This window comes from Opitutia bacterium ISCC 52 (assembly GCA_014529675.2).
Taxonomy (GTDB): domain Bacteria; phylum Verrucomicrobiota; class Verrucomicrobiia; order Opitutales; family UBA2995; genus UBA2995.
In genome coordinates this window covers 1,625,527-1,648,295 of sequence record CP076040.1, presented here as the reverse complement: position 1 = coordinate 1,648,295, position 22,769 = coordinate 1,625,527, and the positions used below count along the sequence as shown (strand labels likewise).

Sequence of the window (22,769 nt, the reverse complement as noted above, 5' to 3'; positions counted from 1 at the left end):
TTGTTGGATGGAGGGATGCCATTTACGCCCATTCCATACCCAAACAAGAGCTCTTATTCTGACGATGAAATGTTAACCCGGTCGGAATCGTTTTTGGCTGAGCTAAAACAACGCAGAACGATCCGAGAATTCTCAGATGCTCCCATACCTCTTGAAGTCATAGAAAATTGCTTGATGGCAGCTGGGAGCGCTCCCAGTGGAGCCAATCGACAGCCCTGGCACTTTTACGTAATCACTAACCCTACCATTAAACGCGAAATACGCGAGGCTGCCGAGGAAGAGGAGAAATCCTTTTACGAACAACGTGCTCCACAGGATTGGCTAGATGCATTGGCTAACCTTGGAACGGACGAGCATAAGCCCTTTCTTGAAATAGCTGCCTACCTGATAGCCATATTTTCGGAATCCAAATCCCCCACTGAAGATGGTTTTGCGGAAAACTACTACGTGTCAGAATCGGTCGGAATCGCTACAGGCATGCTCATAACCGCACTCCATCATGCAGGCCTCTCAACTCTCACTCACACCCCTAGCCCTATGGGTTGCCTGAATTGAATTCTTGATCGCCCAAAACATGAAAAGCCTTTCCTCCTCCTGGTAGTTGGGAAGCCAGCTCCCAATGCCATGGTTCCAACCATTCGTAAGAAACCATTGAGCGAATTTGTAAGCTACGCATAGGCGGAGTTAATCCCAGAGCTTGGCTGGATAAACCCCTATGGCGATCTGATCCATCAGCTTGGCGACCGCATCTAATTTATCTTCAGGATTCGTCAGTCCAAGCCATTGCTCTTTAGAGAGTAGTAACTCCACGGCAGCTCCCTTCGATTGTATCCAGTTAAAGACGGCCGCAGGGAGAAAGAACTCTTCTTTCATCGGATCTTTAATATTTTCCAAAAAGGACACAAATTCGACTTCTAGAAAATCGAGAAAGTCCGGGGAGAATCCCCACAGATTTAATGATACAATGGTATCTAATCGTAGGCTTCTTTCATGCCCGTCAACAAAACCGCTAATACCATTCTCACGAGAAGCGATGTCGAAGGTCTCTTCAATACGGGTTAGAATTCTATCCGTAGAGGCTTCACACACCGCACGAGTAACACTGCCATTCGGAGAAAGCGTATTGGCCAGTTCGAAACCAACAAGCACTCCCGAACGCTTCGGAATTCCAGACAGGTTCTGAGCAAGAAGGCGAAAGGAGGATGGCCCATAGAAGTCATCGGCATTTATCACAGCAAAGGGTCCCTCAATATGCCCGACAGCAGAGAGCAAGGCGTGGCCTGTTCCCAATGGTTTGGTGCGCCCTTCTGGAGCTCGATCAAGTCCTTGAAATGCGAACTCTACTTTTACACGCTGCTCAAACCTCTGAGTGATGCGATCATGGAAGCCTTCCTCCATTTCCTCCCGAATCACGATGACGACCTTATTGAATCCACTTCTCACCGCATCGTAGACCGAGTAATCGAGAAGCACCTCGTTGGAAGGCCCAAGCCCTTCCATTTGTTTAACTCCACCGTAACGACTGCCCAATCCGGCAGCTAAGATAACCAAGGTTAAATCACTCATAAATCAGAAACAAAGCTTTCCCACTTGATCACTTCAGGTCCAGCAAGAAACCAAAATACTGTACCGAATTGTGAATCCAGTTGGTATAGTGTCAGCGATCTTTGCGAAACGATATCCGCTTAGTACCAGAGTACAATTCGTATTCCAAAAGCCGACAATCGATCGGCCCATTATAAAACTCAATACGCCTGGATGCCCGCAGACCAATACGTTTACTGAGCTTCATATTACCAGTAAAAACATAAGCCCAATATCCGGCCGCCTTTTGCTTAAAGAAGTCTCCAATTTGTCGATACAAACCTTCGAGTTTCTTTTCCTCACCTAAGCGTGCGCCGTATTCTGGGTTCATGACAATCACTCCCGGCTCCTCTGGTAAATCCAGGTCTCTGAAGTCTCCTACTTGAAAATCAATCAGATGCTCTACCCCCGCCAACTTTGCGTTGTACTTTGCTGCATCAATAGCTTCGGAATTGATGTCAGAGGCCTGAATGGTAAACGGCAATTGTTTCCTGGTAGCTTTAGGAATCGAAGATCGGAACTCTTTGAACCTCTCTGTATCGAAGGACAGCACATGCATGAATCCAAAATTTTCCCTGAGAAAGCCTGGCGGTCTCCCAAGGGCCATGAGGGCGGCTTCTATGGCTAGGGTCCCACTTCCGCACATAGGGTTGATAAAATGAGATTCCTTGTCCCAACGGGTTGCTGCGATCATAGATGCTGCGAGCGTCTCTCGTACTGGAGCTTTCCATGGGTGGACTCGATAGCCTCGGTTGCTCAGAGGCCGGCCTGAAGTATCAAAATAGAGCATCACCCGATCATCCCTCCAATAAAGAAAAACCACGGTCGCATTCTGATCGGGGCCTGAATCAGGTCGTTGGCCCGTTTTATCACGAATTTGATCAACAACGGCATCTTTGAGCTTCATACGGGCAAACTGCGTATTATCGATACACTCTGTTAACACAGAACTGATGATGCACACATAACCATCGTTCGATATCCACTCATGCCACGGCAGCTTTCCTGCCTTTTGATAAAGGGTCTCGGCATCGGCAGCCCGAAACTCCGCAAATTGAAAGAGCACTCGTAACCCGGTGCGACTTTGCAGGTTGAGCTGCCAACAATCTTCCAGCGACCCTGCGGTGAATACGCCTGTTTCAACCGTATCCTTAATTGGAAATCCGAGGGCTTCCAGTTCTGCTTCCAGGTAGGGTGTGCTTCTCTTTGGGCAAGTCACCAATATCGGTTGATCCGGCATAAAAACTGAGTAAAAACGCAAATCTGTCGGGTATATCCAAGAAGAAAAGGCTTAATTGGCAGAATTAATTTAATTGATGAAAGAAAATCTGAACAAATGCCACATTCGCGCATCCAATAGAAGAAGGATCGCGTTTACTTCTTAAAGAATAATCATTTGTATCAGGACTGCTCTTAACTTAAGTTCATTTTCTCTCATTCTGACTACCACCTGTTACATGCCGTTGAAATCCCGGATCCATTGCCTGCTCTTGGCACTTTATCTTTTTTCAAGCAGTCCTAAGCCTATTCGGGCGGAAGATTCTCTCACCTACAAATACGAGGATTATCAGGAGGATAACGATAGGATACGGGTGGAAGCCCACTATATTAGAGCTGAAAAGCAGCTCAGTGTTAATACAAACCTCAGTGTCGTAGGATTGATTGACACCATTACGGGTTCGACTCCGACAGGTGAGCCTATTCAACCGGACGGTGATCCTAACCAAGTCCCTTTGGAGAGTTTGGAGGACCGTCGAAAGTCAATCATTACCACCTTGGACCACAAAACGGGTGACCATGCCTTTACCTTCGAGCTGAGTTACAGTAATGAAAGTGACTATGAATCCAAAGGAGGATCCATGGTTTACAAGCGAGAGTTGAATAAAAACAACACAACTCTGCAAGGTGGCTACTCCATGCTAAAGGACGACTTAACCGCCCCTGTCCTACCCGAACCTGATGAAAAGACCTCTCACGACCTGTTCATTGGAGTGTCGCAGGTGATCGATCCGGCGACCGTGTTGACGACCAACATTAGCTATGGAAAAGAGTATGGATTTCTAGGTGATCCATACAAGAGCGTGCAAAAGACCGTAGAGATACTTCCCGACTTCTTCTTGCCTATTACTTTCCGGGAGAATCGTCCTGATGAACGTCACAAGTGGATTTTCTACACGGAGCTGTTGCGTGATTTCGAAAAAGCAAAAGGTAGCCTTCAAACTTCCTATCGCTTTTTCACAGACGACGCGGGCATAGACGCACACACCTTATCCGTGGAATGGTTTCAGAAGTTGAGTGAACACGTTGTACTTCGCCCAAATTATCGCTACTATAAACAATCAGCGGCTAATTACTATTACTACGACCTCGATTCCGCCAACGCAGATTTTGATTTTATAAATCCCGAGAATTCCGCCTTCTATTCCTCAGACCATCGTTTGTCCAAAATGGAGACGCACACCTATGGCGCCAAGCTAATCTGGTTCGTGAACGAGAACTTGGAATTCAACATCAAATACAATCGCTACGAAATGAAAGGCCTCGATGGGATTACCCATTTCAGTGCCTATAGCGATGCGAACATTTTAACCGCAGGGGGACGCTGGTGGTTCTAAGGCAGCAAAACGACAATCTCCGGATAGAAAGCTTAAGCACCGGAGATATTCAAAAGGGACTGTTTAAAGTCAGTTTCCCCGCCATGGGCTGTCCATGCGAGATTCAGTTTCGTTCGACTGATTCTAATCTGGCCAATCAATTTAAGGATAAGGCAATTCGGTGGGTTAGGAATTTTGAAAACACATACACCCGTTTTAGAGAGGATAGTCTACTCAGCAAAATCAATCAGGCCGCAGGGAAGGATTGGGTGGAAATCGACGTTGAGGCTGAGGCTCTTTTCGACCTGTGTGATCAGTTTCATTTTATAACGGAGGGTTTGTTTGATCCCACCAGTTTACCTGTCATCAAACTCTGGGACTACAAAGCGAAAGAACCACGCATACCCAGTCAGGATGAGATAGAAACTGCAAAAGCACTGGTGGGATGGGACAAGGTTCACCGTGAGCCCGGTCGCATCAAATTAAGTGTTTCCGGAATGGGGCTCGATCTTGGTGGGATTGGAAAAGAATACGCAGTCGATCGCGTTTCACTCATCGCCAAAGAATTTGGACTCACTGACGTGCTAATCAATTTTGGAGGAGATATTGCCGCATTAGGTAAACCGCCGGTATATACTCATTGGCATGTGGGCATCGAAGATCCTGGTAAGCCAGGAACCTGTTGGGGAAGTCTCGCTTTAACAGATCTTTGCGTGGCTAGTTCCGGGGACTACCGGCGCTTTTTTGAAATCGATGGCAAGCGCTACGGTCATATGATCGACCATCGAAAAGGCTATCCCATAGCGAACAAAGTGAAGCACACAACGATTGTGGCACGTACCTGCACCGAAGCAGGGATCCTGGCCACTGCCTGCTGTTTATTGGGCGAAGAGGCCGGCATGGAACGAATTAATACCTTTTTTGGAGCCGAAGGCTGCATACACACCGAATTCAAACGTCTAGATTCATATGCAATACATCAATACATGGTTTCGGGCATCTAAGATTAGCCTTTTTATCCTGGCTTTAACCTGCTTCCTTGCAGGTCAAGTCCAGGCAAAATTGAACGAGTCAGATGTACTCCCTGACCTGTCTACCTTCGAGATGACTGGGGAGCTCCCCGACTTGGAGGGAAAAGTAATTCTTCTCGATTTCTGGGCAAGCTGGTGTCCACCTTGCAAAGCCTCCTTCCCTGCTATGGATGAAATCTACGCCGATTATAAAGATCGTGGGCTCGTCATTCTCGCCGTCAGTGTCGACAGCACTGAAAAAGCCTACCGGAGTTTTGCTGATAAATCAGGCGTCAGTTTTCCGCTGGTCCATGATCAGGCTAAGAAGCTCGTCAGCACAGCTGAAATTGAAGCCATGCCCACTTCCTTTCTGATCGATAAAAAAGGAGTGATTCGCTCCATCCACAAAGGTTACCAAGGTAAGAAAACAATCGCCAACTACCGTGAAGAAATCGAAACCCTTTTAGCTGAGTAAGTATGAAAAAACACTTATTAAAAGCCACCATCCTTACTGCACTCGCATGTTTACTCTGGGGTTGCGATACCGTTGAACCGTGGGAAAAAGGAGCGCTCGCTCAATACACGATGCTTCCGGACAGAGATCCTCTTGAAGCTTCTATGGCAGACCATGTGTTCTACACTCGGGAAGCCGCGCACGGCGGGGCTGGAGTCGGGGGTGGTGGTTGCGGCTGCAACTGATCAGGAGGGCTGAGCGGGTGGACTCAAAGAGACTTAATTGTTTTGTGAAGTCCAAAAGTCTTCTTCGTAAACCTTGTCTACGGAATGCATTTTGAGTCCACCCTCGGGCCGACTTGCTTGTTATCCTCACTCCTGGCTCAGTCACGCACCAATGTGCGCTCCATCCCCTATCGATCGTCAAAGCAAACAACTCGATTCCGTCAGCCCTCCTGATCCATTCGTACGTCGCGGGTGGATTCAAAGAGGTCCACTGTTTTAGAAGCCCACAAGTCTTTTTCAAATTCGATTTTCTGGTAGATGTTTTGAGTCCACCCTCAGGGCCAACATGTCGAGTGTTCATTCTTCACGGCTACAGTCACGCACCGAAATGCGCTCCCCAAGCTTGGAGCTAGGCCGGTGACAAGGTTTCCTCTTTCACTTCGTGAGAATGAGGAGTGATACCATATATGGCACAGAATACTCGCTTAATGTCGTTGTAGATTAAAACGAGCACGGGGACCAAGACCAGGGTGATCACAGTAGCAAATGCGATACCCCAGGCCAGGGAGATGGCCATGGGCACAAGAAACGCCGCCTGCGGACTGTCTTCAAACATCAGAGGTCCCAGACCAAAGAAGGTGGTCATTGATGTAAGCAAGATCGGACGGAAACGTCGAACGCCCGCCATGCGAACGGCCTCATTAATTGGCATGCCTTCTTTCACTTTACGGTTCATAAAGTGAACCATAACCAGGCTATCGTTTACGACTACACCCGACAGAGCCATCATCCCGAAAATTGATTGGAGGGTCAAAATGGGAGTCCCTCCGTTCCAACCAAATACCGTGGCCATGATCCAATGACCAATTATGGCACCCACGACACCAAAGGGTATCGCCGACATTACAATGATCGGCTGCATATAACTTCGAAACGGAATGGCCAGAAGCGCGTAAATCACAGCGAGAATAAAGAAAATGCCCTGTACCATCTCGGCTTGTTCTTCCCGACTATCTGCTGAAAAGCCCATCACTTGAAATTCCAAACCTGGGTATTTTGTTGCGGCTAATTTCGGTAAAAATTCCTGCTCTATTTCTATTTCGATTGCTTCTGTATCCGTGGTCAACGTATCCGCATCGGCCATCACAGAGATAATGCGTTTCCTATCAATTCGGGTAATGGTAGGAAGGCTCTTACCTGGGATAATTCTCGCCACGGTATCAAATGGAACCTCAGTTCCATTGGCTGTTCGAATCATCATGGCCTGAAGGGAACCTAAGGAACGACGAGCCTCTTCTGGATAACGCACCATTACTTTTATTTCGTCTCTTCCTCTTTGAATGCGTTGAGCTTCAGCGCCAAAGAATGCCGTTCTAACTTGTTGGGCAAGGTTAACAGTATTAATCCCTAGATACTCCGCCTCAGGTTTCAACTCCAACTCATACTCATCACTGGCCCGTTCATAGGAGTCTTTGATATCGTATAAGCCATCGTAGGTTCCATAATGCCGCTGCAGCTCTGCTGAAGCAGCCTTCAGCATTTCCATATTTGGATGAATGAGTTGAAAGCCAATCGCCTGCCCAGAATCAAAACGAGCAAAGTTAAAACTCAAGGTCTCCGCTTCTGGAATAGGTGGAACACGGTTACGCATATCCGTGGCAAGCTCCATACTTCCATAATTAGCTTTTCGAGATTCTGATGGAGTCAGCTCGAGGACAACTTCACCTTGTTCAGGTACTCCAGCAATCCCTCCTCGAAAACCTCCACGTGATGAAAACGGTTGACCACCTGCGGTTGCAAACACGTTTTGGATGACGACTTCATTGAATCGCTCATTGACCTCTTCCTTTAATTCCAAGGCGATTTTCTCTATGATTTTCACCTTTGAGTGCGTTTGTTCAAAGGTAGTTCCCGCTGGCATTTCCAAGTAGATTTTGGTGGTATCATCCGGGACGGAAAGAAAACGCCTAAACCCTACTCTATCGCCAATAACCAACGCGAGAAAGACGAAAAGAAAGCCAATAAAGATCGATACGGATACATAGCGATTGTTTAAGGCCACATTTAAAAATGGTCGGTATATTTTTAGAATAAACCGTTCTAAGCCATCCGCAAAACTACGCTGAAAGCGGATAAAGATATTGGACTTCTTTTCAACCTTGTCCCCCAAGTGCGAACAATGCTTCAGGTGTGCCGGAAGGATCAACTTGGATTCGATCAAAGAGAAGAAAAGTACTGGTATTACGATGAGAGGGATATTCCTGAAGAAATTCCCCATAAACCCAGACATCATCATCAGAGGAAAGAATGAGACCATCGTGGTAATCACCCCAAACATTACTGGAATTGCCACTTCGTTCGTTCCTTTAATGGAAGCCGCTAAAGGCTTCTCTCCGCGCTGCATGTGTTGAAACACATTTTCCCCCGTAACAATCGCGTCATCGACCACAATCCCCAGCGTGGTGATGAAGGCCATGAGGGTAACGATATTGATCGTCAGCCCAAGAAAGGGCATCATCAAAAACGTACCCGAAAAGGCAATCGGGATACCCCAGGCTACCCAGAACGCCAGAGTTGGTCTTAGAAATAAGGAGAGTATGAGCACCACTAAGATAAAACCAATGGTGGCACTATCCATGAGGGTTTGAATACGAACTTTGATACGTACGGTATCATCATCCCAGTAGCTCAAATGAATACCTTCCGGCAGTTGATCCTCCTTAACTTCGATAAACTCTTTAATACTATCACCAATCTCGATGGCGTTTTGCATTCCCGTTCGGAAGATATCAATCGCGATGGCCCGCTTTCCATTGTAATTGGAAACGATCGGGTTCTCATCAAACCCATCCTTCACATCGGCCAAATCGCCCAACTTTAATTTGGTACCATCAGAACGAGTGAGAATAGTAATAGCCGCGAAATCTTCATAGGTGTAGGCTTGTTGATTGGTCCGGAGCAGAATACGGCCTGTCTCCGTTTTTACACTGCCAGCTGACAAATCGACAGAGGATGTACGAATCGCTCGAGTAATTTGATCGAAGCTTAGACCATACTGACGAAGGGTGGGCTCTGACACTTCAATCGCGATTTCATAAGGCCGCACTGCTTTCAATGAAGCCAAAGTAATTCCCGGGATATTAGAGACCTCATCTCGGAGCTGCTCACCCAGAGTCTTTAATTCACGTTCACTCAGGTCGCCGGATACGACAATCGTAATCACTCGTTCTGCGAAGGAAAATTGACTGATCTGAGGGCGCTCTGCTTCAGGAGGAAAGGTACGAATCGTAGAAATCCGGTTGGTCACTTCATCGAGCTTCTCACTCATATTGTAACCATCCTCAATTTCCAACATAACGGTTCCAGAGCTTGATCTGGCAGTTGCCGTCATCTCTTTAATTCCTTCGATGTCGTAAAGACTTTCTTCGAGACGCGTTAAAATAGCTTCTTCAACTTCTCCAGGTGTGGAACCGGGATAAATCACTGTAGTTGTGATCATCTTTTGCGGCATTTCTGGGTACTGCTGCAATATGACCTGATTGGTACCTGACCATACTCCACCCGCCAGAATGGCAATCATCAGTAAATTAGCAGCTACTCCATTACGCGCAAACCAGGCTATGATTCCGTGCATATTTTAAGGATATTTATAAAAGAGGTTCTTAGGCTAGGATTCTGGGCATTCTGAATAAGAGCATCTACTCGACAATGCTATTCCTATTAAAATGCTTTCATCTTCGAGAATACCGGAAGTACAATCGAACACTTAAGCTGGCGTCATTAGCTTTTCTTTTTCCTCTGAATCATGCACCTCTGGCTCGATATCATAGAGCTTGAAGAATGCCTGCCTGCAATCGTCAGCTATTAATACCAGAACCGGTATAAGAATCAAGGTAACGGTGGTCGCAAAAATGATCCCCCACCCTAATGAGATAGCCATGGGAATGAGAAATGAAGCGGTAGAATGCCCCTCGAACATAAGAGGAGCCAATCCGAAGAAGGTGGTCAAGGACGTCAGCAAGATAGGACGGAATCGTCTAATTCCGGCTGTGCGAACTGCCTCGCCCAAAGTCATACCCTTTTTCACTTGAGAATTCATAAAATGCACCATCACGAGACTGTCGTTTACGACAACTCCGGATAAAGCCATCATTCCGAAAATAGAGGATTGGTACAATCTGGGATCACCGTCATTCCAACCAAATATCTTCGCCATAATAAGATGCCCCAATACGGCACCGACCATGCCAAAGGGAATTGCTGACATGACAATCAATGGTTGAAAATAACTTCTAAAAGGAATGGCCAAAAGCGCATAGATAACTCCCAAAACGAGATAAATCCCCATAATCATTTCGCGATTGTTATCCCGTGCTTCAGCTGCACGTCCACGCACATCGAATTCCAATCCCGTGTATTTAGTCGCAGCGAGTTCTGGCAGGAACTGTTCCAAGACTTCGGTTTCCATTCCGGTAATATCTAATTTCTCTGTATCACCATCGGCATTCACTTGGATGATTCTTTTCCTATCAACCCGGCGAATCGTGGGCATACTCTTGCCGGGAATGACTTGGGCAACCGTATCAAAGGGGACCTCTGTACCATTGGCTGTTCGTATCATCATCCTGGAAAGGGATCCCAGAGATTTCCTATCTGCCTCAGGGTAGCGGACCATCACACGAATTTCATCACGTCCTCTTTGAATACGTTGAGCTTCTGCACCAAAGAATGCGGTTCTAACTTGTTGTGCCAAATTCGAAGCGGTAACTCCCAGGTATTCCGCTTCCGGCTTTAGATCCAATTCAAACTCATCATTAGCTCGTTCATAGGAGTCACTAATATCATACAAGCCTTCAAAGGATTCCAATTTCAGTTGTAACTCAGCAGAAGCAGCTTTCAACACATCAATATCCGGATGAATAAGCTCAAAGGTCATGGCACCGCCTCCTCCACCTCGTTCGAAGGAAAAGGTGAGTTCCTCGGCCTCCGGAATAGGAGGAACCATTTCGCGCAATTCAGTTACAAACTCTCGGGTACCATAGGAGATGGCCGTGGCACCAGATTCAGCTAACTCAACAATTACTTCGCCGATTTCATCAACACCTGCGGCAGCATTACCCGCAGTACCAGGACGAGACCTACCAAACGGTTGGCCCCCGGCTGTCGCAAAAATATTTTTAACCACACTCGCATCATATCGATCATTAACCTGCTGTTTAAGTAGCAATGCCTGCTCTTCGATCATAGTAATTTTTTCCAGGGTCCTTTCAAAGGTAGTCCCGGAAGGCATTCGAAGCGTAATGGTTGTAGTATCGGAAACGGATGAAGGTCGTTCACGATATCCAATTCTCTCCCCGACAATCATGGCTAAAAAGATAGCGAGAAGTCCTACAAAAATGGAAAAAGAGGTATACCGATGCACCAAAGCTTTATTGAGCACGGGTTTGTAGATTTTAACGACAAACACCTCAAGTCCTCCGGAAAATAAGCGCTGGAATCGCATGAAAGGATTCTTGCTTTTATCTTTTTCTCCCAAGTGCCTGCAGTGCTTCAGGTGAGCCGGCAGAATGAGCTTTGATTCAACTAACGAGAAAAACAGAACGGGGATAACCACCAACGTTATTTGACCGAAAAATGCGCCATTCCTTCCGGACATTAACATCAACGGATAAAAGGCAACCATGGTTGTGATTACTCCAAAAAATACGGGGACGGCTACTTCCTGAGTTCCAACGATTGAAGCCTTCAAGGGCTTATCTCCACGCTGCATGTGCTGGTACACATTCTCCCCCGTAACAATCGCATCATCCACCACAATCCCCAGGGTCGTGATGTAAGCCAAGATGACAGGCAAATTGATCGTAATACCCAAGTAAGGTAGTAACAGAAAAGAACCTGCAAATGAAATGGGAATCCCGAGTGCTACCCAAAATGCCAAGGTGGGTCGTAAGAATAATGACAGGACGACGACCACCAGGAAGAATCCCATAATAGCACTGTCCACCAACATCGATAATCGGACTTTGATGCGTTCGGCACTATCCCCCCAATAGGTTAAGGTAATTCCTTCGGGTAATTGCTCCTGCTTGACCTCAATATATCCTTTCACCGCATCGCCAATTTCCAAGATGTTCTGCATTCCTGTTCGGAAAACATCTACAGCCACTGCTCGGTCACCATTGTAACGAGCCACGATAGGCGTCTCATCAAAGCCATCGATAACGGTCGCTATATCACTCAAGGTAATTTTAGTGCCATCTCCACGGGTCAGAATAGTGATAGCCGAGTAATCTTCATAGGTGTATGCCTGTTGATTGGTCCGCAGAAGAATTCGCCCGGTTTCTGTTTTCACCGATCCCGCAGAAAGATCAACCGATGAAGTACGTATAGCACGCGTAACTTGATCGAATGATAATCCATACTGACGCAATGTCTCTTCCGATATTTCAATGGCAATCTCATAGGGTCTAACAGCTTTAACAGCAGCCATCGTGATCCCGGCAATGTTCGAAACTTCATCTCTGATTTGCTCAGCCAGGATCTTGAGTTCCTTTTCACTTAGATCGCCTGAAATGACCATAGTGATTACTTTTTCTGATCGACTTGCTAAACTGACTTGAGGCCGCTCTGCTTCCGGTGGAAAGGTACGAATGGTAGAAATTCGATTAGTCACCTCATCCAGTTTTTCGCTCATGCTATAACCTTCCTCGATTTCCAAACGAAGGGTGCCTGAATTGGAAGAAGCGGTGGCGTCCATCTCCTTAACACCTTCGATATCGTAGAGGGCTTCCTCCAATCTTGTAATAATCGACTGCTCAACTTCACCGGGTGTGGAACCACGGTACTCTACCGTAACAGAAATTCCTCTATCAGGTATATCTGGGAAATCTTGAAGAATGACTCGACTCATTAACGACCAAGCACCACCCGCCAGGATAGAAATCATTAATAAATTGGCCGCCACTCCGTTTCGAGTGAACCAGGCTATAATTCCATGCATAAAATTAAACTTAAGAAGTTAATGTATTATTCTTTTTTCAATTCGATAGATTATGCAGGGTTCATCATCTCTTCCTCCTCATCTTCATCAACGTGAGGATTAATATTATAGAGTTTATAAAAGGCTTGCTGAATGTCGTTGTAAACAAGAACCAACACAGGGATCAGCACCAAGGTAATGCTCGTGGCAAACACGATCCCCCATGCCAGGGAGATCACCATAGGAACAAGGTCGGCGGCCTGTGGGCTCGTCTCAAACATCAGCGGCGCCAAGCCAAAGAACGTAGTTAATGAAGTCAGCAGAATGGGTCGAAAACGTTTAACACCGGCAAGCCGAACCGCTTCATTGAGGGGCATCCCCTTCTTTACTTTGGAATTCATAAAGTGAACCATTACCAAACTATCATTAACAACAACTCCGGAAAGAGCCATCATGCCGAAGATAGATCGCTGGGTAATAATAGGAATACCATTATTCCAACCGAAGATCTTGGCCATAAAGTAGTGACCCAAAATAGCTCCTACCACTCCAAATGGAATCGCAGACATCACGATGATGGGCTGAAAATAACTGCGAAAAGGAATGGCTAACAGAGCATAAATTACACCCAGAATGATATAGATTCCAACAATCATTTCACGCTGATTGTCGCGAGCCATGGCTGAATACCCCCGCACTCCAAATTCCAATCCAGGATACTTGGTCGCCGACAGTTCCGGTAAATACTCTTCGAGTATTTCTGTCTCCATCGATTCGATATCCAACTCCTGGGTATCGCCATCAGCACTGACTTGGATGACACGCTTACGATCTATCCGTTCGATAGAAGGCATACTCTTGCCAGGAATAATTTCGGCAACGGTCTCAAAGGGAACTTCCGTGCCATTGGCAGTTCGAATCATCATGTTCTGTAAGGAGCCAATAGAACGACGTTCGCTTTCCGGATAACGAACCATCACTCGAATTTCGTCGCGACCACGTTGAATCCGCTGTGCCTCCGATCCAAAAAACGCTGTGCGCACTTGTTGGGCAAGCTGTGTAGCCGTTACCCCCAAATACTCAGCTTCTGGTTTCAAATCCAACTCGTACTCGTCATTGGCTCTTTCAAAAGAATCCGTGATATCGAATAAACCTTCAAAGGTTCCAAGTTTTCTTTGTAGGTCGGCGGAGGCTTCTTTAAGTATCTCAACATCCGGATGATTAAGCTCTAAGGATATGGCTCCTCCAGAACTGAATCGGGAAAATGAAAAACTCAGCTGTTCAGCTTCCGGAATGGGAGGAACGAGATTACGCATTTCAAGTACAAGTTCACGGCTTCCATAATCAGCATCCCGCGTCTCGGATGGGGTCAGCTCAATAATAACTTCTCCGACTTCTGCCTGGCCAGTACTGCCCCTCCTGCCAAACCCATCTCCAAAAGGCGAACCGCCCGCGGTGGCAAAGACGTTTTGAATCACCGTGGTATCAAAGCGCTCATTCACATCATCTTTCAAGCGGAGAGCTACCGCTTCGATCAAATTTACTTTTTCCTGAGTCACCTCAAAAACTGTTCCCGCTGGCATTCTCAAGGAAATGGTCGTCGTATCCACCGGCGTAACTGCCCGCCGTTTATAACCAATTCGCTCACCTAAAACAAGCGCCACAAAGATGAAGAGAAAACCGACAAAAATGGAAGTTGAAATGTAGCGATTGATCAGCGCCCAATTCAACACCGGTCGATAATACTTTAAGATCGAACGTTCCAATCCATCCGCGAAAAAACGCTGAAATTTCGTAAAGAAATTTTGCTTCGGTTGTTTGTCGGCTAGATGCTTAAAATGCTTCAAATGAGCCGGGAGAATCAACTTGGACTCGATTAATGAAAAAAACAAAACCGGGATGACCACTTTGGGGATGTTCGAATAAATAGAACCCAGGGTGCCTGATTGCATCATGATCGGAAAGAATGCCACCATCGTAGTAATCACACCAAAGAAAACCGGGATTGCCACTTCTTGTGTTCCCTTGATTGCTGCACTCTCAGGCTTTTCACCCCGCTGCATATGCTGAAAGACGTTTTCGCCCGTCACAATGGCGTCGTCGACCACAATTCCCAAGGTCATGATAAAGGCCATAAGGGTAATGACGTTGAGTGACAACCCCAGGAATGGGAGTATCAAAAATGTCCCCGCAAATGCGATGGGGATACCCCAGGCTACCCAGAACGCAAGTGTCGGTCGCAAAAAGAGAGATAGAATAACAACGACCAATAGGAACCCCATGATTGCGCTGTCCTGAAGCGTCGCCAAACGGATCTTAATTTTCTCCGAATCATCACCCCAGTAACTCAACTTGATTCCCTCTGGCAATTGCGTCTGCTTCACAGCCAGGAACTCCTTAACATCATCTCCGATCTCAATGATGTTTTGCATGCCCGTTCGAAACACATCGATAGCAATCGCACGTTCCCCGTTGTATTTGGAAATGATTGGCGTTTCGTCAAAGCCATCAATAACCGTAGCAATATCACCTAATTGAATTTTAGTACCATCAGGGCGAGTAAGTATGGTAATAGAGGAATAGTCCTCGAAATTATAGGCCTGTTGATTGGTACGCAATAAGATGCGTCCCGTATCCGTCTTCACACTACCAGCTGATAAATCAACCGAAGACGTACGTATAGCTCGAGTGACATCATCAAACGAAAGCCCATACTGTCTGAGAGTTCCTTCAGAAATTTCGATAGCAATCTCGTAAGGCCGAACCGCTTTAAGTGACGCCAGCGTGATCCCAGGCACATTGGATACTTCATCTCGAATCTGTTCTCCTAGTTTGGTGAGTTCTTTTTCACTCAGCTCACCGGATAACACCATGGTTATAACACGCTCCGTCCGGGTATAGAGACTGATCTGCGGGCGTTCTGCTTCGGGCGGGAACGTGCGGATGGTAGAAACACGATTGGTCACTTCATCCAGCTTTTCACTCAAGTTATAACCCTCTTCAATTTCCAGTTGAATTGAACCGGAGCCGGACCTCGCCCTACCGGTCATTTCTTTTACACCTTCAATATCGTAGAGGGCTTCCTCAAGACGCGTAACAATAGCTTGTTCAATTTCTCCAGGTGTAGCTCCACGGTATGAAACAGAAACGGATATGTAGGGATATGTCCTATCCGGGTACTCTTGTAAAATTACTCTGCTGGAACCAGCCCAGATTCCTCCGGCCAGAATGGCTATCATCAGCAGATTTGCGGCCACTCCATTACGAGCGAACCAGGCTATTATTCCGTGCATATTTCTTGGGGATTAGGGGTTAGCACAATCATTGAAAAACCTGAAAAAGGTAGGCGCATCCACTTTATTACACAATGACAAAACATACTCCAAAAAAGCCGTAGAGTATGAGAAATTGCCACTTTCATAATGTATTAAGCCGGACTTAAAATTTCTTCATCCTCCTCTTCGTCATGGGTATGAGGATCGATGTTATAGAGCTTATAAAAGGCTTGCTGAATGTCATTATAAACGAGCACTAACACCGGAATCAGGACGAGCGTTATTGAGGTGGCAAAAACGATACCCCAAGCAAGGGAAATGGCCATAGGGACCAGGAAGGCCGCTTGCGGGCTCGTCTCAAACATCAGAGGCGCTAAGCCGAAGAACGTAGTTAAAGAAGTAAGAAGGATGGGACGAAAACGTCTGACTCCCGCTATTCGCACGGCCTCATTGAGAGACATGCCTTCCTTCACCTTTCGATTCATAAAGTGAACCATCACAAGGCTATCGTTCACTACAACCCCCGACAATGCCATCATTCCAAAGATGGATGGTTGGGTGATAATCGGATCTCCATCGTTCCAACCAAAGAGCACAGCCATGAAATAGTGTCCAAAAATAGCACCCACTACTCCAAATGGAATGGCCGACATAACAATGATAGGTTGAAAATAACTTCTGAACGGAATGGCAAGTAATGCATAAATCACCCCCAGAATGATATAGATCCCCAGAATCATTTCCTCGGTATTCTCTCTAGCGGATTGAGCAAACCCTCGAACGCCGAATTGCATGCCCGGATATTTAGTAGCAATCAATTCAGGAAGGTATTGTTCCAGAATCTCAGTTTCCATGGATTCGATGTCCAGTTCCTCGGCATCTCCATCTGCCATAACATGAATGATACGCTGGCGGTCCACCCTCTGGATACTAGGTAAGCTTTTTCCAGGCACGATGGTTGCCACCGTCTCAAAAGGCACCTCCGTTCCATTCGGGGTTCGAATCATCATGTTTTGCAGAGCGCCAATGGATTTACGCTCTTTTTCCGGGTAACGAACCATGACTCGAACTTCGTCACGCCCCCGCTGAATCCTCTGAGCTTCGGACCCAAAAAATGCGGTGCGCACCTGCTGAGCAAGGTTGACGGCAGTTACACCCAAATATTCAGCTTCGGGTTTGAGATCCAACTCATATTCATCACTCGCACGCTCGTAAGTATCTTCAATGTCATATAATCCATCAAAGGTTACCAACTTCCGCTGTAAATCCGCAGAAGCAGCTTTTAATATGTCAATATCCGGATGGATAAGCTCGAAGGTCATCGCAGATTCCGAACCTCCACGAGCAAAAGAGAAGTTGAGTTGTTCCGCCTCCGGAATGGGAGGAGTCATGGTGCGCATATCCAGAACGAGATCACGACTACTGTATGCCGCCTTCCGTGTTTCTGAAGGGGTGAGTTCAATGAGTATTTCGCCTAACTCATCAACCCCCGCAGCAGGACCACCAGGACGAGGTCCACGGGAGCTGCCAAAGGGTTGCCCCCCAGCTGTAGCAAATACGTTCCGAACGACTTGTTCATCAAACCGTTCGTTGACATCTTTTTTTAGCTTTAAAGCAACGGCCTCGATCATATCCACCTTCTCTTGGGTAACCGAAAAAGAAGTACCGGCAGGCATCTGTAATGTGATGGTCGTGGTATCTTGTGGAATAGTAGGACGACCACGATAACCGATACGATCTCCCAAAACGAGTGCGATAAATACAACAAGGACACCTACAAACAAAGCAGCAGATACATAGCGATGATCCAATGCCTTATGCAAAACAGGTCGGTATACTTTTACAATAAACGTCTCTAACCCATCGGCGAAGAACCGCTGAAAACGTGAAAATATATTCAACTTGGGATTCTTATCTGCCATATGCGTGCAATGCTTCAAGTGAGCAGGCAAGATAAGTTTGGACTCAATCAGAGAGAAAAACAGAACGGGTATTACTACGATAGGGATGTTTTTAAATACACTACCCCGTGTCCCTGACTGCATAAGCAGAGGAGCGAAAGCCACCATGGTTGTGATGACCCCAAATATAACGGGCACTGCCACCTCCTGAGTTCCTTTAATGGAAGCCGTTAACGGATTTACACCCCGTTGCATTTGCTGAAAGACATTTTCGCCCGTCACAATGGCATCATCCACCACGATACCGAGCGTCGTAATAAAGGCCATCAATGTTACCAAGTTGATGGAAACATTCATAAACGGAAGTAACAAGAAGGTGCCTGAGAATGCGATAGGGATTCCCCAAGCCACCCAAAACGCCAACGTCGGCCGCAGAAACATCGATAGTACGATTACAACCAGAAGAAACCCCAATAAGGCACTATCCCTTAACGTGTTCAGCTGGAGCTTGATCCGCTCCGAGCTATCGTCCCAATAGGTTAACGAAATCCCTTCAGGTAATTGCTGCTGTTTCTGAGCCACAAATTCCTTAACCGTCTCACCAATTTCGATGATGTTCTGCATACCCGTCCTGAAGACATCTATGGCAATGGCACGTTCACCATTGTAACGAGCAACGATGGGGGTTTCATCAAATCCGTCCTTTACCGTAGCTACATCACCGACCTTAATCTTGGTTCCATCTTCTCTCGTGATGAGTGTGATGGAGGAAAAATCTTCGTAATCGTACGCTTGTTGATTCGTGCGTAGAAGAATCCGGCCGGTTTCCGTTTTCACACTTCCGGCGGATAAATCGACAGATGATGTGCGAATGGCACGCACGACCTGATCGAAGGTAAGTCCATACTGGCGTAGCGTCTGTTCAGAAATCTCAATCGCTATTTCATAAGGCCTTACCGCCTTCAGAGAAACTAAGGTAAGTCCTGGAAGATTGGAAACTTCATCCCGAATTTGCTCACCGAGGGATTTTGCATCTTTCTCACTTAAATCACCGGATAACACCAAAGTAATCACACGTTCGGATCGACTGACCAGACTGATTTGAGGACGCTCAGCCTCAGGGGGAAAGGTACGAATGGTAGATACTCGATTGGTCACTTCATCGAGCTTCTCACTCATATCGTAACCTTCTTCAATCTCCAGCCTAACCATACCAGTGTTCGAATTCGCCGTAGCATCCATCTCTTTAATACCTTCAATGTCGTAGAGATTCTCTTCCAGACGAGTAACAATAGCCTGCTCGATCTCTCCCGGAGTTGATCCACGGTAGGAGACCGAAACCGTTATATTCCGAAAGGGAATATCTGGAAAATCCTGAAGGATGATTTTGCTGGATCCAGCCCAAAAGCCACCCGCCAGGATAGCGATCATTAATAAATTTGCCGCAACACCATTGCGTGCAAACCAAGCTATTATTCCGTGCATAGGATTGGTTGTATCAAAATATTTAAGGGCCTACATGAAATCATCATGCAGGACTCAAAGCTTCGTCTTCATCATCATCGTGAGCATGAGGATCAATATCGTAGAGCTTATAGAAGGCCATTTGCAGATCGTTATACACCAGCACGAGCACAGGAATAAGCATCAATGTGATGGCAGTCGCAAAGACGATACCCCAAGCCAAAGATATTGCCATAGGAACAAGAACTGCAGCCTGTGGACTTGTTTCAAACATGAGTGGAGCAAGCCCGAAAAATGTCGTTAAGGAAGTAAGCAAAATAGGACGAAAGCGTCGTACTCCTGCCAGACGTACCGCTTCTTCAAGCGGCATACCTTCCTTCACTCTTGAATTCATGAAGTGAACCATCACCAGAGTATCGTTCACTACAACTCCAGACAAAGCCATCATACCAAAGATCGATTGTTGGGTAATAATCGGCTGACCGTTGTTGTAACCAAAAATCTTGGCCATAAAGTAGTGTCCCAAAATGGCACCGACCACCCCAAAAGGAATGGCTGACATAACGATTATCGGCTGAAAGTAGCTTCTAAATGGTATCGCCAACAGGGCGTAAATCACAGCTAAGATCACGTAAATACCAATACGCATCCGACGTTGATTCTCACGCTCCTCAGCAGCCCTCCCGCTCACTTCATACTGGAGTCCAGGATATTTGGTTGCTGCCAACTGAGGCAGGTATGAGTCCAGGATTTCGGCTTCAATGGCTTCAATATCCAATGTTGCAGTATCACCATCAGCCTGAACTTGAATAATCCGCTTTCGGTCAATCCGTTGAATGGATGGTAAGCTTCTACCGGGAACAATATCGGCCACGGTCCCAAATGGAACCTCGGTCCCATTCGCGGTGCGAATCATCATACTTTGCAGTGACCCCAGGGAGCGTCGCTCACTCTCGGGATAACGAACCATGACTCGAATTTCATCGCGACCCCGTTGAATGCGTTGTGCCTCGGATCCAAAAAATGCGGTGCGAACTTGCTGCGCAAGATTACTAGCTGTGACGCCTAAGTACTCAGCCTCGGGCTTCAGATCCAACTCAAATTCATCATTCGCCCGTTCGTAGGAATCAGAAATATCGTAAAGTCCCTCGAAGGATGCTAACTTCCTCTGCAAATCACCGGAAGCTTCCTTAAGTAAATCCACGTCAGGATGAATAATTTGGAAGGTCATTGCCGCTCGGCCTCCTCCCCGCTCGAATGAAAAACTTAAAGTTTCCGCTTCAGGCATTGGAGGAACAAGATTCCGAAGTTCGGATACCAGCTCACGACCTCCGTATTGAACGCTGCGAGTCTCAGATGGAGTCAGCTCAATTAATATCTCACCCATTTCAGCAACGCCCGCCGAGGGCCCACCACCGCGACGACGTCCATCACCGAAGGGTTGTCCTCCAGCTGTCGCAAACACGTTTTGGATGACAATGGTATCAAAGCGTTCATTGACGTCCTTCTTTAATTTCAAAGCAGCTGCTTCAATGATATCCACCTTTTCCTGAGTGACCTCAAAGTTGGTGCCCGCAGGCATGAGTAAAGTGATAGTCGTGGTATCCTGAGGAGTGCTCGTTCGGCGACGGTAACCAATACGATCACCAAAAACCAGAGCCAGGAACACCACGAGCAGTCCAATAAAGATGGATAATGAAACATACCGATTGATTAAAGCCTTATTCAAGGCAGGTCGGTAATATTTCAGAACGAACGATTCCAAACCATCGGCAAAGAAACGCTGGAACTTTGTAAATATATTTTGTTTGGTTGTTTTGTCAGCAAGGTGAGTGCAGTGCTTTAGGTGAGCCGGCAGAATCAATTTAGACTCGACCAAAGAGAAAAACAGTACCGGAATCACCACCATGGGGATGTTCTTATAAATACTTCCACCGGTGCCTCCTTGCATGACAAGCGGGAAGAAAGCCACCATGGTAGTTATAACTCCAAATATTACAGGAATAGCAACCTCGTTAGTACCTTTGATCGAAGCGGCCAGTGGTTTTTCACCACGCTGCATATGTTGAAAGACATTCTCCCCCGTAACAATGGCATCATCCACCACAATCCCCAAAGTCATGATGAATGCCATCAAGGTGATTACGTTCAATGAAAGTCCAAGGAAAGGTAACAAAAGGAAGGTGCCCGCAAAAGCGATAGGAATACCCCATGCGACCCAAAAAGCCAAGGTAGGCCGGAGGAACAAAGACAGTATAATAACAACTAGAATAAAACCAAAAATGGCACTATCCTGAAGTGTAGCTAAGCGTACCTTAATTCGTTCTGAATCATCGGACCAGTAACCCAAGGTAATGCCTTCGGGTAACTGCTGTTGTTTTATGGCAATGAATTCTTTAACGTCATCCCCAATCTCAATTATATTCTGCATCCCGGTCCGGAATACATCTATTGCAATGGCTCGCTCACCATTATATCGAGCAACAATCGGAGTCTCGTCAAAGCCATCAATAACATTGGCGACATCACTCACCTTAATTTTCGTTCCGTCAGGTCGCGTAAGAATAGTAATTCCTGAGTAGTCTTCGTAATCGTAAGCCTGTTGATTAGTGCGGAGTAAGATTCGGCCTGTCTCCGTTTTTACACTACCGGCAGATAAATCAACCGACGACGATCGAATCGCACGAGTAACTTGATCGAAGGTAAGACCATACTGCTTGAGCGTAGACTCTGAAATTTCGATGGCGATTTCGTAGGGACGAACTGCCTTTAAGGATGCAAGAGTAATACCCGGGACATTAGAAACTTCATCGCGGATTTGTTCTCCAAGTCGTGTAAGATCCTTTTCACTTAATTCGCCTGAAAGAACCATCGTGATAACTCGCTCAGACCGTGACCTCAATTCGATCTGAGGGCGTTCCGCTTCTGGAGGAAACGTCCGAATCGTAGAAACTCGATTGGTTACTTCATCCAGTTTTTCACTTAAATTATAACCGTCTTCGATGAGCAGAGTAACAGTTCCAGAACTACCACTAGCGCGACCCTCCATTTCTTCAATACCTTCAATATCGTAAAGAGCCTCCTCAAGCCGGGTAAGAATGGCTTGTTCAATTTCACCAGGAGTAGATCCTCTGTAAGAAACAGAAACTCGAATTTCGCGCGGTGGAAATTCAGGATACTCTTGAAGAATAATTTTGTCTTTTATGGACCAAAACCCTCCAGCTATAATTGCAAACATTAACAAATTTGCGGCTACGCCGTTCCGCGCAAACCATGCGATCATT

Annotated in this window: 11 protein-coding genes and 1 pseudogene; 5 read left to right on the top strand and 7 right to left on the bottom strand. The window is 46.4% G+C overall.

All coding sequences use genetic code 11. The features are described from left to right. Window positions 1-15: 15 nt before the first annotated feature. Window positions 16-678: pseudogene (locus GA003_07075) on the top strand (nitroreductase family protein). Between the two features lie 6 nt (window positions 679-684). On the opposite strand, the gene GA003_07070 reads toward GA003_07075, so the two are convergent. Together GA003_07070 and GA003_07065 are read right to left on the bottom strand one after the other, a co-directional pair. Further along, window positions 685-1,566 carry an NTP transferase domain-containing protein gene (locus GA003_07070; GenBank protein ID QXD29726.1) on the bottom strand — a complete coding sequence of 294 codons (882 nt, stop codon included), beginning with the start codon at window positions 1,564-1,566 and terminating at the stop codon, window positions 685-687. 91 nt (window positions 1,567-1,657) lie between these two features. Beyond that, window positions 1,658-2,824, bottom strand: coding sequence for a class I SAM-dependent RNA methyltransferase (locus tag GA003_07065; protein ID QXD29725.1), 1,167 nt, complete (start codon window positions 2,822-2,824; stop codon window positions 1,658-1,660). A 217-nt stretch (window positions 2,825-3,041) separates the two neighbouring features. Here GA003_07065 and GA003_07060 point away from each other — a divergent pair, with 217 nt between their 5' ends. Genes GA003_07060 through GA003_07045 form a run of 4 tightly spaced genes read left to right on the top strand, consistent with a single transcriptional unit; the run spans window position 3,042 to window position 5,887 of the window. After that, window positions 3,042-4,199, top strand: a complete 1,158-nt coding sequence (locus GA003_07060) for a DUF3570 domain-containing protein (protein QXD29724.1) — start codon at window positions 3,042-3,044, stop codon at window positions 4,197-4,199. Continuing rightward, window positions 4,190-5,182 carry an FAD:protein FMN transferase gene (locus GA003_07055; GenBank protein ID QXD29723.1) on the top strand — a complete coding sequence of 331 codons (993 nt, stop codon included), beginning with the start codon at window positions 4,190-4,192 and terminating at the stop codon, window positions 5,180-5,182. Before GA003_07060 ends, GA003_07055 begins: the two co-directional genes overlap by 10 nt. Before the next feature lie 58 nt (window positions 5,183-5,240). Continuing rightward, window positions 5,241-5,663, top strand: a complete 423-nt coding sequence (locus GA003_07050) for a redoxin domain-containing protein (protein ID QXD29722.1) — start codon at window positions 5,241-5,243, stop codon at window positions 5,661-5,663. Window positions 5,664-5,665: 2 nt separating this feature from the next. Beyond that, the gene (locus GA003_07045; GenBank protein QXD29721.1) at window positions 5,666-5,887 is read left to right on the top strand and encodes a DUF4266 domain-containing protein; all 222 of its coding nucleotides are present in this window, start codon (window positions 5,666-5,668) and stop codon (window positions 5,885-5,887) included. 388 nt (window positions 5,888-6,275) lie between these two features. Here GA003_07045 and GA003_07040 read toward each other — a convergent pair whose 3' ends face one another. From GA003_07040 to GA003_07020, 5 genes are all read right to left on the bottom strand, one after another. Then, on the bottom strand, window positions 6,276-9,500 hold the full coding sequence (locus GA003_07040; GenBank protein QXD29720.1) for an efflux RND transporter permease subunit: 3,225 nt from the start codon (window positions 9,498-9,500) through the stop codon (window positions 6,276-6,278). A gap of 132 nt (window positions 9,501-9,632) precedes the next feature. Further along, window positions 9,633-12,866, bottom strand: a complete 3,234-nt coding sequence (locus GA003_07035; protein ID QXD29719.1) for an efflux RND transporter permease subunit — start codon at window positions 12,864-12,866, stop codon at window positions 9,633-9,635. A 50-nt stretch (window positions 12,867-12,916) separates the two neighbouring features. Further along, window positions 12,917-16,138 (bottom strand): efflux RND transporter permease subunit, encoded by a 3,222-nt coding sequence (locus GA003_07030; protein QXD29718.1) that lies wholly within the window; start codon window positions 16,136-16,138, stop codon window positions 12,917-12,919. A gap of 134 nt (window positions 16,139-16,272) precedes the next feature. Further along, window positions 16,273-19,506: an efflux RND transporter permease subunit gene (locus GA003_07025; GenBank protein ID QXD29717.1), complete on the bottom strand. Its 3,234-nt coding sequence runs from the start codon at window positions 19,504-19,506 to the stop codon at window positions 16,273-16,275. A gap of 43 nt (window positions 19,507-19,549) precedes the next feature. Further along, window positions 19,550-22,768: an efflux RND transporter permease subunit gene (locus GA003_07020; GenBank protein QXD29716.1), complete on the bottom strand. Its 3,219-nt coding sequence runs from the start codon at window positions 22,766-22,768 to the stop codon at window positions 19,550-19,552. Window position 22,769 lies beyond the last annotated feature (1 nt).

Coding starts and splice junctions, on each gene's coding strand:
- GA003_07070 (QXD29726.1), bottom strand. CDS start 1,566: ATGAGTGATTTAACCTTGGTTATCTTAGCTGCCGGATTGGGCAGTCGT.
- GA003_07065 (QXD29725.1), bottom strand. CDS start 2,824: ATGCCGGATCAACCGATATTGGTGACTTGCCCAAAGAGAAGCACACCC.
- GA003_07060 (QXD29724.1), top strand. CDS start 3,042: ATGCCGTTGAAATCCCGGATCCATTGCCTGCTCTTGGCACTTTATCTT.
- GA003_07045 (QXD29721.1), top strand. CDS start 5,666: ATGAAAAAACACTTATTAAAAGCCACCATCCTTACTGCACTCGCATGT.
- GA003_07040 (QXD29720.1), bottom strand. CDS start 9,500: ATGCACGGAATCATAGCCTGGTTTGCGCGTAATGGAGTAGCTGCTAAT.
- GA003_07035 (QXD29719.1), bottom strand. CDS start 12,866: ATGCATGGAATTATAGCCTGGTTCACTCGAAACGGAGTGGCGGCCAAT.
- GA003_07030 (QXD29718.1), bottom strand. CDS start 16,138: ATGCACGGAATAATAGCCTGGTTCGCTCGTAATGGAGTGGCCGCAAAT.
- GA003_07025 (QXD29717.1), bottom strand. CDS start 19,506: ATGCACGGAATAATAGCTTGGTTTGCACGCAATGGTGTTGCGGCAAAT.
- GA003_07020 (QXD29716.1), bottom strand. CDS start 22,768: ATGATCGCATGGTTTGCGCGGAACGGCGTAGCCGCAAATTTGTTAATG.